At 70.2% G+C, this 13,254-nt stretch carries 13 protein-coding genes; 7 read left to right on the top strand and 6 right to left on the bottom strand.

The features are described 5' to 3' along the window. Positions 1-66: 66 nt before the first annotated feature. A complete protein-coding gene (locus ABIC47_RS09590; protein WP_354479772.1) occupies positions 67-972 on the bottom strand; it encodes a formylglycine-generating enzyme family protein in 906 nt (301 codons plus the stop codon). A gap of 86 nt (positions 973-1,058) precedes the next feature. On the opposite strand from ABIC47_RS09590, the gene ABIC47_RS09585 reads away from it, so the two are divergent. Beyond that, on the top strand, positions 1,059-1,841 hold the full coding sequence (locus ABIC47_RS09585; protein WP_354479769.1) for a VOC family protein: 783 nt from the start codon (positions 1,059-1,061) through the stop codon (positions 1,839-1,841). A gap of 43 nt (positions 1,842-1,884) precedes the next feature. Here ABIC47_RS09585 and ABIC47_RS09580 read toward each other — a convergent pair whose 3' ends face one another. Then, positions 1,885-2,130, bottom strand: coding sequence for a zf-HC2 domain-containing protein (locus ABIC47_RS09580; RefSeq protein WP_018190122.1), 246 nt, complete (start codon positions 2,128-2,130; stop codon positions 1,885-1,887). Beyond that, on the bottom strand, positions 2,127-2,738 hold the full coding sequence (locus ABIC47_RS09575; protein WP_354480137.1) for a sigma-70 family RNA polymerase sigma factor: 612 nt from the start codon (positions 2,736-2,738) through the stop codon (positions 2,127-2,129). Before ABIC47_RS09575 ends, ABIC47_RS09580 begins: the two co-directional genes overlap by 4 nt. 154 nt (positions 2,739-2,892) lie before the next feature. Here ABIC47_RS09575 and aroA point away from each other — a divergent pair, with 154 nt between their 5' ends. Together aroA and rsgA are read left to right on the top strand one after the other, a co-directional pair. Then, complete coding sequence (aroA, locus tag ABIC47_RS09570) at positions 2,893-4,260, top strand: 3-phosphoshikimate 1-carboxyvinyltransferase (RefSeq protein ID WP_354479767.1); 1,368 nt, start codon at positions 2,893-2,895, stop codon at positions 4,258-4,260. Further along, positions 4,257-5,321, top strand: a complete 1,065-nt coding sequence (gene rsgA, locus ABIC47_RS09565; RefSeq protein WP_018190119.1) for a ribosome small subunit-dependent GTPase A — start codon at positions 4,257-4,259, stop codon at positions 5,319-5,321. Before aroA ends, rsgA begins: the two co-directional genes overlap by 4 nt. 9 nt (positions 5,322-5,330) lie before the next feature. Here the strand turns inward: rsgA and ABIC47_RS09560 are convergent, their stop codons facing one another. From ABIC47_RS09560 to ABIC47_RS09550, 3 genes are read right to left on the bottom strand one after another with little or no spacing between them, the layout of a single operon-like run. Further along, the gene (locus ABIC47_RS09560; RefSeq protein ID WP_354479764.1) at positions 5,331-6,392 is read right to left on the bottom strand and encodes a glycosyltransferase family 2 protein; all 1,062 of its coding nucleotides are present in this window, start codon (positions 6,390-6,392) and stop codon (positions 5,331-5,333) included. Beyond that, a complete protein-coding gene (locus ABIC47_RS09555; protein WP_354479761.1) occupies positions 6,389-7,699 on the bottom strand; it encodes an MATE family efflux transporter in 1,311 nt (436 codons plus the stop codon). The genes ABIC47_RS09560 and ABIC47_RS09555 overlap by 4 nt, the downstream gene beginning before the upstream one ends. Then, positions 7,689-8,756, bottom strand: coding sequence for a UDP-N-acetylglucosamine 2-epimerase (locus ABIC47_RS09550; protein ID WP_089874886.1), 1,068 nt, complete (start codon positions 8,754-8,756; stop codon positions 7,689-7,691). The genes ABIC47_RS09555 and ABIC47_RS09550 overlap by 11 nt, the downstream gene beginning before the upstream one ends. Positions 8,757-9,056: 300 nt before the next feature. Here ABIC47_RS09550 and ABIC47_RS09545 point away from each other — a divergent pair, with 300 nt between their 5' ends. Genes ABIC47_RS09545 through ABIC47_RS09530 form a run of 4 tightly spaced genes read left to right on the top strand, consistent with a single transcriptional unit; the run spans position 9,057 to position 13,253 of the window. Then, the gene (locus ABIC47_RS09545; protein WP_354479758.1) at positions 9,057-9,611 is read left to right on the top strand and encodes an acyltransferase; all 555 of its coding nucleotides are present in this window, start codon (positions 9,057-9,059) and stop codon (positions 9,609-9,611) included. After that, positions 9,608-10,702, top strand: coding sequence for a DegT/DnrJ/EryC1/StrS family aminotransferase (locus ABIC47_RS09540; RefSeq protein WP_354479755.1), 1,095 nt, complete (start codon positions 9,608-9,610; stop codon positions 10,700-10,702). The genes ABIC47_RS09545 and ABIC47_RS09540 overlap by 4 nt, the downstream gene beginning before the upstream one ends. Beyond that, on the top strand, positions 10,702-11,745 hold the full coding sequence (locus tag ABIC47_RS09535; protein WP_089874881.1) for a Gfo/Idh/MocA family protein: 1,044 nt from the start codon (positions 10,702-10,704) through the stop codon (positions 11,743-11,745). The genes ABIC47_RS09540 and ABIC47_RS09535 overlap by 1 nt, the downstream gene beginning before the upstream one ends. Further along, positions 11,742-13,253 (top strand): DUF2142 domain-containing protein, encoded by a 1,512-nt coding sequence (locus ABIC47_RS09530; RefSeq protein WP_354479752.1) that lies wholly within the window; start codon positions 11,742-11,744, stop codon positions 13,251-13,253. The genes ABIC47_RS09535 and ABIC47_RS09530 overlap by 4 nt, the downstream gene beginning before the upstream one ends. Position 13,254 lies beyond the last annotated feature (1 nt).

Below are 13,254 nucleotides of genomic sequence, written 5' to 3'. Positions count from 1 at the left end.
GCGCGTCACGGGAGCCCCGGTCCGATCAGGACCGGGGCTCCCGCCGTTGCGCCGCGTGCCGGCGACTCAAACGTCGGCCGCACAGCGGAACCCGATATGGGTGGTCGCCGTGTCCTCCGCCTGCGGCGACCGTGCCGCCGGCCGGAAGCGGAGGCAGTACTCGGGGCTGCACAGGTACGAGCCGCCCTTCAGCACCCGACGAGGGATGTCCGACCCGGGCTCCGCACTGCTCGCCCCGAGCAGGTTCAGCCGTCCGCCGGCGTCCGGTGCGCTCTGGCCGGGGATGACATGCCGCGGCGTGTAGTAGTCGCTCGTCCACTCCCACACATTGCCGATCAGGTCGTGCAGCCCGTAGCCGTTCGCCGGGTACGACCCGACGGGCGCCGGGGTCGCCCCGAAGCGTCCCTGGTTGTCGTAGGGGAAGTGCCCGATCCACGAGTTCGCCTGCGCCTCCCCGCCCGGGTAGGCCTCGTCGCCCCACGCGAAGCGCGCGCCGTCCACGCCACCTCGGGCCGCGTACTCGTACTCCGCTTCGGTCGGGAGGCGCTTCCCGGCCCAGGCGGCGTAGCGGACCGCATCCTCATAGGCGACCTGCACGACCGGCCGGTCCATCCGCTCGTCGATGCCGGACGTCGGCCCCTCGGGATGCCGCCAATCCGCTCCCGGCTCCCATCGCCACCACTGCCGCCAGTCGGAGAGGTCGACCGGCCCGGCCGTCGCCGTGAACACCAGAGCACCCGGGAGGAGGTCGTCGTCGGGCAGCTCGGGGAACTCCGCCGCGTCGAGGGGACGTTCGGCGACAGTGACGTAGCCGGTGTCGGCGACGAACGCGGCGAAGTCGGCGTTCGTCACCTCGAACCGGTCGATGCGGAACGCGGCGACAGAGCGCTCGTGGACGGGCTGCTCGTCCGGATAGAACTCGGCGGAGCCCATCCGGAACCGTCCGCCCGGCAGGGGAACCATGTCGTCCATGGCCTCACGCTATCGACCCCGGAGACTCGCGGACAGACCGCCGTCACCGCTGGCCGGTCCGGCGGCCTGCGGCGTATGGTGAGCGCATGACCGTCGTCACCACCCACCGCCTCGGCGAGCCCTGCTGGGTCGACTACACCAGCTCCGATGTGCCGCGCGCGACCGAGTTCTACACGAGCCTGTTCGGCTGGACGGCCGAGACCGCCGGCGAGGAGTACGGCGGCTACGTGACGTTCCGGCGAGACGGACGTACGGTCGCGGGCCTCGGTCCGACGATGGGCGACGCCCAGGCGAACACGTGGCTCACCTACCTCCTCGTCGAGGATGCGGACACGGCCGAGAAGGCCGCGCTGGATGCCGGCGCACAGGTGATCGCACCGACCATGACGGTCGGCGACCAGGGCCGGCTCGCGGTCATCGCCGACCCGGGCGGAGCGGTCGTCGGACTGTGGGATCCCGAGCAGCACCGGGGCTTCGAGCTGGTCGCCGAGGTCGGGGGCATCGCCTGGCACGAGCTCTATGCGCGCAACTACGCTGCGCAGGTCGATTTCTACACCCGGGTCTTCGGCTGGAGGACGCAGGTGCTCGGCGACACCGCCGACTTCCGGTACGTCACCTTCGGCGACCCGGACTCGCCCGCCGGCGGCGTCTACGACGCGGACGGGATGCTCCCGCCGGGTGTCCCGTCGCACTGGGTCGTCTACTTCGGGGTCGCGGACGCGGCGGCCGCCTCACAGCGCGTGATCGAGCTGGGCGGGACCGTCATCCGCGATCCGTGGGACAGCGAGTTCGGCCGCTTCGCGCAGGTCACCGACCCGCTGGGCGGTCTGTTCTTCCTCCACGAGGTCGGGACGGGCGGCTCCGCTTAGGCGATCGCCGCCGGGCGCACCGCGCTGACAGCGCTGAATGCGCTCAGTGCACGCTCGCCTGGAACGAGCGGATGCGCAGCAGCACCTCGGTGCGCAGCGTCTCGGGCGCCGTCTCCTTGCACGCCCGCTGCACCACCTCGGTGAGCACCACGTTCAGGTGCGCCTCGTCGGAGCACCCGGTGCAGTTCGCCAGGTGCTCGCGCACGTCGGCAGCATCCTCGCTGCACAGTTCGTTGCGCAGGTACTCTTCGAGTTCGGCCTTGGCCTTCTCACAACCGCAGTCGGTCATCTCGTGCTCCTGGGGGTCTGCACGGCCCGGTCCCCCTGGACGGCGGAGAGACCGCGCTCGTGCGCGTAGTCGGTCAGAAGCTCCCGGAGCATCCGGCGGCCGCGGTGGAGGCGGCTCATGACGGTGCCGATCGGGGTCTTCATGATGTCTGCGATCTCCTGGTAGGAGAATCCCTCGACATCGGCGAGGTACACGGCCAGCCGGAAGTCCTCCGGGATGGCCTGCAGCGCGTCCTTGACGGCGCTGTCCGGCAGGTGGTCGATCGCCTCGGCCTCAGCCGAGCGGCTGGACGACGAGGACATGGACTCCGCGCCGCCGAGCTGCCAGTCCTCGAGCTCGTCGATCGTCCCCTGGTAGGGCTCACGCTGCTTCTTGCGGTACGTGTTGATGAACGTGTTGGTGAGGATGCGGTACAGCCACGCCTTCAGGTTCGTGCCCTGCTGGAACTGGCCGAACGCCGCATAGGCCTTCACGAACGTCTCCTGCACGAGGTCCTGCGCGTCGGACGGGTTGCGTGTCATGCGCAGGGCAGCCGCGTACAGCTGGTCCATGAAAGGCAGGGCCTGATCCTCGAAGAGGTGGCCCAGATCCTCGGTCTCGGTGCTCATCACCGGCCAGTCTAGTTGCGACGCCAGCGACGCGCTGAGAAGGCCTTCGGGGTCGACGAGGTCGTGCGATGCGACGCTGGGGGCGTCGAGCACGGCGGTGGCGGCCACGGGCGGATCCTTCCTGATACCGGGAACACGGATAATCTGGACAACAATGCTGATCTCGAAATATTCCGCCCCCGACTTCGACCCCTACGGCGACAACCGCGTCGAGGAGCCGAACACGCTCTGGCCCGCCCCGGTGGCCGGCGGTCCGGTCGCCGCGACCGTGTCCCTGCCCGGCTCGAAGTCGCTGACCGCGCGGGAGCTGGTGCTCGCCGCCCTCGCCGACGGACCGTCGCTGCTGCGGGCGCCTCTGCACTCGCGCGACAGCGCCAACATGGTGGAGGCCCTCCGCGCCCTGGGCGTGACGGTCGAGGAGAAGCCGGGCGACGGCGAGTTCGGCGCGGACCTGCTCGTCAGGCCTGCGGAGGAGCTGCTCGGCAGCACGACGATCGAATGCGGTCAGGCCGGCACCGTGATGCGGTTCGTCCCGCCGATCGCGGGGCTGGCGCTCGGTCCGACCATGTTCGACGCCGACGACTCGGCCCGCGGCCGTCCGATGGGCGCGATCATCGCCGCCCTGCGCGCGCTCGGCGTCGACGTGAACGACGACGGCCGCGGCTCCCTCCCGTTCACCGTGCACGGCACCGGCCGGGTCGCGGGCGGCGCGGTCGAGGTGGATGCGTCCAGCTCCAGCCAGTTCGTCAGCGCGCTCCTGCTGTCGGCCAGCCGCTTCGACGACGGTCTCGATCTGACACACGCCGGCGAGCGGCTCCCCAGCCTCCCCCACATCGAGATGACGATCGCGGCCCTCGCCGCCCGCGGTGTGACCGTCGAGTCGCCGGAGGTCGGCCGCTGGATCGTCTCGCCGGGCACGATCGCCGCCCGCGACGTCGACATCGAGCCGGATCTCTCCAACGCCGCCCCCTTCCTCGCCGCGGCCGTCGTGACGGGTGGGACGGTGACCATCACGGGATGGCCCGCGTCCACCACGCAGGTCGGTGCGGACCTCGCCGACCTGCTGCCTCTCTTCGGGGCGACGGTCACACGCGAGGGCGACCGCCTCACCGTCACCGGGCCCGATCGCCCGACGGGCATCACGCTCGACCTCACGACGGGCGGCGAGCTCGCGCCCGCCCTCGTGGCGATCGCCGCCCTCGCCGACGGCCCGAGTGAGATCACCGGCATCGGCCACATCCGCCACCACGAGACGGACCGCCTCGCGGCCCTCGCCGCCGAGATCAACGGCCTCGGCGGCGCCGTCACGGAGCTGGAGGACGGCCTGCGCATCGACCCGCGCCCGCTCCACGGCGGCGTCTGGCGCAGCTACGAGGACCACCGCATGGCGACGGCCGGCGCGATCGTCGGGCTCGTCGTCCCCGGCGTCGAGATCGAGAACGTGGCCACGACGGCCAAGACGCTCCCGCAGTTCACCCAGCTGTGGAGCCGGATGCTGCAGAAGGGCGCCGACGTCGCGTGACGGACAACAGCGGCTCCTGGTGGGCGGACGACGACGAGGACGACGACGAGCTCGACCTCTACGACGAGTCCAGCATCCGCAGCCGCCCGAACCCGAAGGGCAACCGCCCGCGGACGAAGACCCGGCCGGAGCACGCCGACGCGCAGATCGCTCGCGTGCTGGGCGTCGACCGCGGCCGGTACACGGTGCTGCTCGACGAGGACACCCCTGAGGAGCGGCAGGTCACCGCGGCCCGCGCCAGCGAGCTGCGGCGGAACCCGATCGTCACCGGCGACCGCGTGGCCGTCGTCGGAGACACCACCGGAGAGGAGGGCACCCTCGCCCGCATCGTCCGGGTGGAGCCGCGCACGACCCTGCTCCGGCGGAGCGCCGACGACACGGACGAGGTGGAGCGCATCGTCGTCGCCAACGCCGACCAGATGCTCATCGTCGTGGCAGCAGCCAACCCGGAGCCGCGCACACGCCTCGTCGATCGCTACCTGGTCGCCGCCTACGACGCCGGCATCGACCCGATGCTGTGCGTGACGAAGACCGACCTGGCCGACCCCGAGCCGTTCCTGTCGAACTTCGCCGGCCTCGACCTGCCCGTCTTCACCAGCCGCCAGGACGACATCCCGCTGCACGACATCACGGCGGCGCTGATCGGGCACGACACGGTCGTCGTCGGGCACTCCGGGGTGGGCAAGTCGACCCTGGTCAACGCGATCGTCCCGAGCGCGCACCGCGCCACCGGTCACGTCAACGTGGTCACCGGTCGCGGACGGCACACGTCCTCGTCGACCGTGTCCCTCCGCGTCGAAGACGACGAGGGACGCCACGGCTGGGTCATCGACACCCCGGGCGTCCGCTCGTTCGGGCTCGGGCATGTGAACACCGACAGCATCCTGAAGGCCTTCACCGATCTCGCGAAGCTCGCCGAGGACTGCCCGCGCGGGTGCACACACCTTCCCGATGCGCCGGATTGCGCGATCATCGAGGCCGTCGAGGCCGGGAAGCTCGGCGAGGCCGGGCGCGCGCGCCTCGACTCGTTGCAGCGCCTGCTGGAGACCTTCGCGCGCTGAACCGGCGACTCAGGGCGTCGAACTGGACTGAGCGTCCGTCCGCGACCCGCGGAACGCCGCGCGGTGTACCCAGACGCCGCGCGCGAGTCCGGCCCAGAAGACCGCACCGAACGGGATGACGTAGAGCAGGAACGACAGCACGGCGCGCCCCGCCGCCGCTCGCGCCGCCGAGACGAGCACCAGGGCGAGGATGCCGGAGACGGCCAGGGCCAGCACGACGATCACCAGCCACCAGAGGCCGAACGCGATCGCGAGCACGAGCAGGATGAGCGCGACGACCGGTGCGACGACCAGAGCGACGAGGACCAGGTTGCGGAGGAGGCCCGTGCCTGCGTAACTGTCGACGAACAGCGTGCCCCGCACGAAACCGTGACGGAGGAAGCCGCCCACCGTGATGCGCGGACGGTAGAGCGCACGGAAGCCCGGGTCGATGCGGAGGGCGCCGTGGTCGGCGACGTACCGCAGCAGCCGCGTGTCGTCCGATACGAGATCGGCGTTCTCCTCCGGCCAGGCCGCACGGCAGGCGTCGGCGAAGGCGGCACGGTCGATCACCAGGCACCCGGTGCCCTTCGGCACGCGGTCGAAATTCTCCGGAGTGATGTCTGTCGGCGCGGGATGCGCCAGGTACCCGCCCCAGAAGACGTGGGTGGGCACCTCCCAGAAACGTCCGACGAGCGGTGCCGCAGGGTCCGTCGGCACGTGCCCGACCCACGCGCGGGCGTCCGGGCGGAGCGCATCCACGCTCTCGAGGTAGGCGAACGCGTCCGGAGCCATCAGGAGCCGCGAGTCGAACAGCAGGATGCGGTCGGCTCGCGCCGCCTGGACGCCCTCCCAGCGCGCGAGGAACCGCCCCTTGTTGGGCTGGGAGATCACGCGGAGCGGAACAGGGGACGACGCCGCGATGCCGGCGAGCACGGCGGCCGTGTCGTCGGTGGAGCCGTCATCGACGACCACGATCTCCGCATCCACCGAGCTGTTGCCGAGGGCGGTCGTCAGCGATCCGATCGTGGTGGGGAGCCAGGGCGCCGAGTTGTATGACGCGATGACGATGCTGAGGGCAGGCGAGGTCATGGCGCGGGCTGCTCCTCGACGACGGCCGCCCGGCCGGTGCGCCTGCTGCGGAGCAGGAGCGCCCAGTGGATGCCGTACAGCGCCAGGAAGGTCACCAGCCCGATGAGGCCGTTGCCGACCAGCCAGGCATCGACGTCGGGCAATGTCGCGGAGGCGACGAGCCACTGGGCGACGGCGGCGAGCAGGAAGACGGCGAGCGCCGCCTTCGACGCCGCGGCCGTGATGCGCACGAGCACGCCCTGCGCCAGCGCCCACGGGATCCACGCCAGAGAGAAGCCGACCACGATCTGCGCCGTCGCGGCGTAGTGTGAGCCGAACAGCAGGCCGACGATCCACGGCCCGAACAGCACGACCAGGAGGAACATCGCCACCCCGGTCAGCAGCGTCACTCCGAGGATCACGGTCACACCGAGGTTCGTCAGCGCGGCATTGCCCTTGCTGCGGACGAACCGCGGCAGCAGGTACAGCGAGAACGTCGCCGGGATGATGAGGGTCGTCTTCACCAGCACGGCGGCCGCTGCGTACGCTCCGGCCAGCTCCTCCGGCGTTCCGGCCCGGACCAGCACAACGTCGGCGTTCGTGAGCCACGCGAACCCGACGGTGAGCAGCAGCACGACGGTGCTCTGCATCGTGAACGGCGACCGGCCGACCGCCAGGGACCGGCGACGGGCCACGGCACCTGCGCCGATCGCGCCGGTGAGGGCGGTCAGGACGAGGATGGCAAGGATGGCCGCGGAGCCCGCGTGGGCGAGCATGGCGATCAGGGCGAGCACCGCCTGCGCGACCTGGGCACCCGTCGACCACCAGACCACGGAGCGGGAGTCGCCTGCCCCCTGCAGGCGCCCCTGAGCGAGCGCGAACAGGAAGTTCGGGATCATCGCAGCGGCCGTGAGGACGACGGTCAGGACACCGGTGGCGCCGGGAGCAGCGAGGGTCGACGACAGGGCGAAGACGCCGAGCGTGCCGATCCCTCCGAGCACGAGCGCCTCGACCAGGGCGCCGTCCACCCGGCGGACGCGATCGCCGGGGATGCTGCGCGGCGCGTGCAGCGCCTCGGCCGTCGTGACCGCGACGGAGTTGCGGAGCGCCGAGCTGCCGATCGCCGCGACGTTGATGAGTGCCAGGGCCGCAGCGAGGAGGCTGTACGAAGCGGGCCCGAGACCACGGATCGTGATGAGCTGGAACGCGGTCGTCGCCACGATCCCCACGATGCTGACGCCGGCGATCTCGGCGAGCGCGCGACCGTGACGGCTGATCATCCCCGGCGCCCGACGCTGCGGCTGCTCGCCGCCCCCGCTAGTCGGCATACCCTCGGCTGATCAGGTCGTTGACGATGATGTCCGACGGCGACCGCTCCGGGCGGTCGGGCTCGTGCCGGAGAGATTCGTAATCTCTCAGGAACGAACGCAGCCGGCCGAGGTCCCATTCGGACAGCACGATGTTGCGGCCGATGCCTTCACCCTGCTCCGTCGTCTTGCGGTGGATGAGCGTCGGGACGCCGAGCAGCGCCGACTCGGCCTGGATTCCGCCGGAGTCCGTGACCACGAACGCGGCGTTCTCCAGCAGGGCGACGAACTCGTCGTGCCGCAGCTTGGGGAGGACGGTGATGCGGTCGCCGCCCTGATTGGCGAGCAGCTTCTCCAGCGTCTCCCTGTTGTAGGCGTCGACGATGAGCCGCAACGGGACCTCGCTGGTCGCGAGCACCTCGAGGGTGTCGTCGACGAGCTGGCTGTTGGAGATGAACTCGAACCGGTGCAGCAGCACGACGCCGTACGGCGCGTCCGTGCCGGCAGCGCGCATCCCGTGGTCGAGCACAGCGTCGAGGGCCGTGTTGCCGTGCGTGTACACGACGTTTGAACGCTTCTTCAGGTTCTCGGTCGCCTCGATCGACGGCGTATAGTGCACCGTCGCCATGGTCCCGACGATGCGCCGGTCCAGCTCCTCCGGGAAGGGGTGCCGCCAGTTGCCGCTGCGGAGACCCGCCTCGATGTGGGCGCAGTCGAAGCCCATGCGCTTGGCGATCCAGGCGCCGACGACGCTCGTCATGGTGTCGCCGTGCACGACGATGACCGTGTTCTTCGGCAGCGATGCCGCGACCCGCTTGCGGTTCTTCCGCAGCCAGCCGAGCACTGTCATACCCCAGCGGACCACGTCACCGGTGCCCCGGAGCGGCTTGCCTGCGGCACCGTGGGCGATGACCTGATCGGGAGTACCGAGTCCCAGCTGCTCCATTGCGGTCATCAGAGCCTCGGTGTGCTGCATCGTCACCCACTGCTGGGTCGCAACACCTCGCTCACGGAGCCGGCGGATGACCGGGGCCAGTTTGATGGCCTCCGCCGTCGTTCCGTAGATGAACACGATCATGGTCGAGTGTTGCGCCTTCTGGGTCGGAGAGCTTCATGTCGCGAGCTGACCGCTCCACCGTTGGGATCGGCGCTGTGACACCTGGGTGATCCCACACCATCCGCCTGCGTCCGTCCGACCGCGCAGATGCTGTGGAGAGCCCGAGCCTCCAGCCGAACCGGAAGCCACTCGATGATACATTCTATTTGGTCTGCCCGACGTGGCCGGACGACGCGCGCCGAGACGGAAGACTCCCCCAGGGAGCCCGGGCGCAGGGGAGGAAGAAACTCGTTGTTTGTTGCCGAGAATGCCGATGTCGCCGTGTCCGCCGCGGTCGGTGACGGAACGAAGATCTGGGACCTCGCACAGGTGCGAGAGAACGCCACGATCGGCGAGGACTGCATCGTCGGGCGAGGGGCGTACATCGGTTCCGGCGTGAGCATCGGCAGCAACTGCAAGATCCAGAACCAGGCGCTCGTCTACGAGCCGGCCGTGCTCGAGGACGGCGTCTTCATCGGGCCGGCCGTGGTCCTGACCAACGACACGTTCCCGCGCGCCGTGAACCCGGACGGCACGCTCAAGTCGGCCGCCGACTGGGAGCAGGTCGGCGTCGTGGTGCGCTCCGGAGCATCCATCGGCGCCCGCGCTGTCTGCATCGCGCCCGTGGTGATCGGCTCCTGGGCGACCGTGGCCGCTGGGGCGGTCGTGACGCGGGATGTGCCAGACTTCGCCCTGGTCGCCGGCGTCCCCGCACGGAGGATCGGCTGGGTGGGCCGCGCGGGCATCCCGCTGGTCCAGGACGCCGATGGATGGGTCTGCCCGACGACCGGCGAACGCTACCGCGAGAACGACGAGAAGCTGGAGGTGGTCGCGTGACCGATCTGGAGTTCATCCCGGCCGCCCGGCCGCTCATCGGCGACGAGGAGCGCGCGGCGGTCGACGCCGTGCTGCAGAGCGGGATGCTGGCGCAGGGCCCCGAGGTCGCCGCCTTCGAGCGCGAGTTCTCCGACGCTCTGGTAGCGGGCCGCCCAACGGCGGCGGTGAACTCCGGCACGTCCGGTCTCCACCTCGGCCTGCTCGCCGCGGGCATCGGCCCGGGCGACGAGGTCATCGTCCCCTCCTTCACCTTCGCCGCGACTGCCAACGCCGTCGTGCTCGCGGGCGCCGTTCCGGTCTTCGCTGACATCGAGCCGAACTCGTTCAACCTCGACCCCGATTCCGTGGCGCGAGCGATCGGTCCGAACACCGCGGCGATCATGCCCGTGCACCTTTACGGCCACCCTGCGGACATGGGCCGCCTGTCCGCCCTCGCAGCCGAGCACTCGCTGGCCCTGTTCGAGGACGCCGCGCAGGCCCACGCCGCGACCATCGACGGACGGCAGGTCGGCACCTTCGGCGACTGGGCGATGTTCAGCCTCTACCCGACCAAGAACATGACCTCGGGCGAGGGCGGGATGGTCGTCTCCGCCTCCGCTGCCACCGACGAGCGCGTCCGCCTGCTCCGCAACCAGGGCATGGCCCGGCCGTACGAGAACGAGATCGCCGGGTTCAACGCCCGCATGACCGACCTGCACGCCGCGATCGGCCGTGCCCAGCTCCGAAAGCTGGCCGGCTGGACGGAGCAGCGGCGCAGGAACGCAGCCCGCTTCGACGCCGAGCTGACGGGCGTGGTCACACCCCCGGTCGCCGAGGGTGCAGAGCACGTCTACCACCAGTACACGATCCGCGTCGCAGAGGACCGCGACGGGTTCGCTCGAGCGCTCCGCGAGGAGCACGGGATCGGCACCGGCGTCTACTACCCCACTCCTGTGCACCGGCTCCCGGTCTTCGGGCTGGAGCTCGACCTGCCGGAGACCGAACGGGCCGCTCGCGAGGCGCTCTCGCTCCCGGTGCATCCCTCGCTCAGCGAGCGTGACGTCGACCGCATCGTGTCCGCTGTGAACACGCTCGCGAAGGCGGGAAGCTGATGGCCGCGCTGCGGGTCGGCGTCGTCGGCCTCGGGGTGATGGGATCGCACCACGCGCGCGTGGTCCGCGAGTTGGACGGCGTCGAGCTCGCCGGCGTGGTGGAGACGGCCCCCGAGCGCGCCGCCTCCATCGACGCCCCGGTCTACCGTTCCGTCGCCGAGCTCATCGAGGCGGGCGTCGACGCCGCCGTCGTCGCCGTGCCGACCACGCTGCACGAGTCGACGGCACTCGAGCTCGCCGACGCCGGCGTCCACGCCCTCGTCGAGAAGCCGATCGCCGCCGATCTGGATGAAGCACGCCGGATGGCCGACGCCTTCCGCCGGAACGGTCTCGTCGGAGCGGTCGGACACATCGAGCGGTTCAACCCGGCCCTGCAGAACCTGCGGAGCCGCGTCGAGGCCGGCGAGCTGGGCTCGGTGTACCAGATCGCCACGCGCCGACAGGGACCGTTCCCGATCCGCATCGCCGACGTCGGCGTCATCAAAGACCTCGCGACGCACGACATCGACCTCACCTCCTGGCTGGCGCAGAGTCCCTTCCGGGCCGTGCACGCCAACACCTCCCGCCGGAGCGGCCGACCGCACGAGGACATGGTCGCCTTCAACGGCCGCCTCGACGACGGGATCATCACCAACCACCTGGTGAACTGGCTGTCGCCGATGAAGGAGCGCATCACGGTCGTCACCGGCGAGCGCGGCGCGTTCGTCGCCGACACGCTCAGCGGCGATCTGACCTACTACGAGAACGGCACCGACGCGACCGAATGGGACGCCGTCTCTAATTTCCGTGGGGTCGCCGAGGGATCCGTCATCAGGTTCGCGCTGAAGAAGCGCGAGCCGCTGCGCATCGAGCACGAAGCCTTCCGCGATGCCATCCTCCACGGCCGACCCGGCATCGTGACGATGGACGAGGGTCTCACCACGCTCGCGGTAGCCGAGGCCGTGATGCGGTCCGCCGACGAGCAGCGGGAGGTGGAGATCGACCCGGAGACTCTGCCCAGCGCTCTCGCCGGCCGCCTCGCCGGGAACGGCACGACACGATGAGGCCGGCGTGGAGGCCGTGGCGGATCGTCGTCGCAGCGCTCATCCCCGTCGCACTTCTGATGAGCCTCGTCAGCTGGGCATTCGCTTCGCCCGTCGGTGCAGCGCCCGACGACGACTACCATCTGGCGAGCATCTGGTGCGCCCAGGGCGACCGCCCGGGGCTCTGCGAGCCGGGAGCGGACGCGAACGAGCGCTCGGTTCCGCGCGGGACCGTTCTGGCGTCGCTCTGCTACGCGCATCACTCCGAGATCCCGGGCGACTGCCCCGTGGCGAAGTCCGATCAGCTGGTCACCACCGACCGCGGCAACTTCAACGATCACGGCTACCCGCCGATCTACTACGCCGTCATGAGCGTCTTCGCTTCGACGCATGAGGCCACGGCCGTCCTGACGATCCGCATCTTCAATGCGTTCCTGTACGTCGCGATGCTCACCGCGCTTTTTCTCCTGCTCCCAGCACGGCGGCGCGGTCTCCTCGTGTGGTCCGCTCTTGCCACGCTGATCCCTCTGGGGTTCTTCCTCATCGCCAGCACGAACCCCAGTGGATGGGCGATCACATCGGCGACGACGCTCTGGCTCGCCCTCCTGGGCTACTTCGAGGTGAGGGGGCTCGGCAGACGGATCGGACTGGGGGTGCTCGCCACGGTCAGCGTGCTGATGGGCGCAGGCGCCCGAGCGGATGCTGCCACCTACGGTGTCCTGGCGATGATCCTGGTCGTCATCCTGAAGGCGGAACGCACCCGGGCGTTCTGGCTGCGCACAATCCTGCCGGCCGCCCTCTCCCTCGTCAGCGTGCTGCTGTACTTCAGCGCTTCGCAGGGCGGGATCGTCACGCGGGCCACGACCGCGCTCTCCCCCTACGACTTCGTCTGGCTGCTGTGGAAGGACCTGCTCGACCTCCCCTGGTTCTACGTGGGGGCGTTCGGCTACGCGCCGCTGGGGTGGCTGGACACCTTCATGCCGGTGACCGTCTGGGGCACGATCTCGCTGGTGGTCTGCGGTCTCATCTTCTGGGGCATCGGGCGGATGACCCGCCGAAAGCTCTGGGCAGTGGGGATCGCGGCATTCGCCCTGGTGTTCGTGCCGATCTACATCCTGATGCACGACCAGATCTGGGTCGGGACCGGCGTGCAGCCTCGCTACCTCTACCCCCTGCTCATTCTGCTCGTAGGGCTCTGCCTGTACGGACTCAATCGGTTCGACCTCGGTCTCGGCCGCACTCAGCTGGTCCTCATCGGAGGCCTACTGATCGCGGGCTTCACGATCGCGCTCTACGTCAACATCCACCGCTACACGACCGGGACGGACGTCAAGACGCTGAACCTGAACACCAACGTGGCCTGGTGGTGGGACATCCCGCTGCACCCGATGCAGTGGTGGGTGCTCGGTGCCTTCGCCTTCGCCGTCGCGGTCGCGGCGGCCGTGGTGCTCGGGCTCTCGACCGCGCGCCGCAACGCGCTGCGCGGCTTCCGGTACCGCGCGCTCGAGACCACCGTGGCAGGAGAATAGA

Source organism: Leifsonia sp. 563 (assembly GCF_040545055.1).
Classification (GTDB): Bacteria; Actinomycetota; Actinomycetes; order Actinomycetales; family Microbacteriaceae; genus Leifsonia.
This window is presented reverse-complemented; position numbering and strand designations above follow the sequence as displayed.

What these genes read in the sequence shown, in the direction of transcription:
- ABIC47_RS09590 (WP_354479772.1), bottom strand. Translation starts at nt 972, where the DNA reads ATGGACGACATGGTTCCCCTGCCGGGCGGACGGTTCCGGATGGGCTCC.
- ABIC47_RS09585 (WP_354479769.1), top strand. Translation starts at nt 1,059, where the DNA reads ATGACCGTCGTCACCACCCACCGCCTCGGCGAGCCCTGCTGGGTCGAC.
- ABIC47_RS09580 (WP_018190122.1), bottom strand. Translation starts at nt 2,130, where the DNA reads ATGACCGACTGCGGTTGTGAGAAGGCCAAGGCCGAACTCGAAGAGTAC.
- ABIC47_RS09575 (WP_354480137.1), bottom strand. Translation starts at nt 2,738, where the DNA reads ATGAGCACCGAGACCGAGGATCTGGGCCACCTCTTCGAGGATCAGGCC.
- aroA (WP_354479767.1), top strand. Translation starts at nt 2,893, where the DNA reads ATGCTGATCTCGAAATATTCCGCCCCCGACTTCGACCCCTACGGCGAC.
- ABIC47_RS09560 (WP_354479764.1), bottom strand. Translation starts at nt 6,392, where the DNA reads ATGACCTCGCCTGCCCTCAGCATCGTCATCGCGTCATACAACTCGGCG.
- ABIC47_RS09555 (WP_354479761.1), bottom strand. Translation starts at nt 7,699, where the DNA reads ATGCCGACTAGCGGGGGCGGCGAGCAGCCGCAGCGTCGGGCGCCGGGG.
- ABIC47_RS09550 (WP_089874886.1), bottom strand. Translation starts at nt 8,756, where the DNA reads ATGATCGTGTTCATCTACGGAACGACGGCGGAGGCCATCAAACTGGCC.
- ABIC47_RS09535 (WP_089874881.1), top strand. Translation starts at nt 10,702, where the DNA reads ATGGCCGCGCTGCGGGTCGGCGTCGTCGGCCTCGGGGTGATGGGATCG.
- ABIC47_RS09530 (WP_354479752.1), top strand. Translation starts at nt 11,742, where the DNA reads ATGAGGCCGGCGTGGAGGCCGTGGCGGATCGTCGTCGCAGCGCTCATC.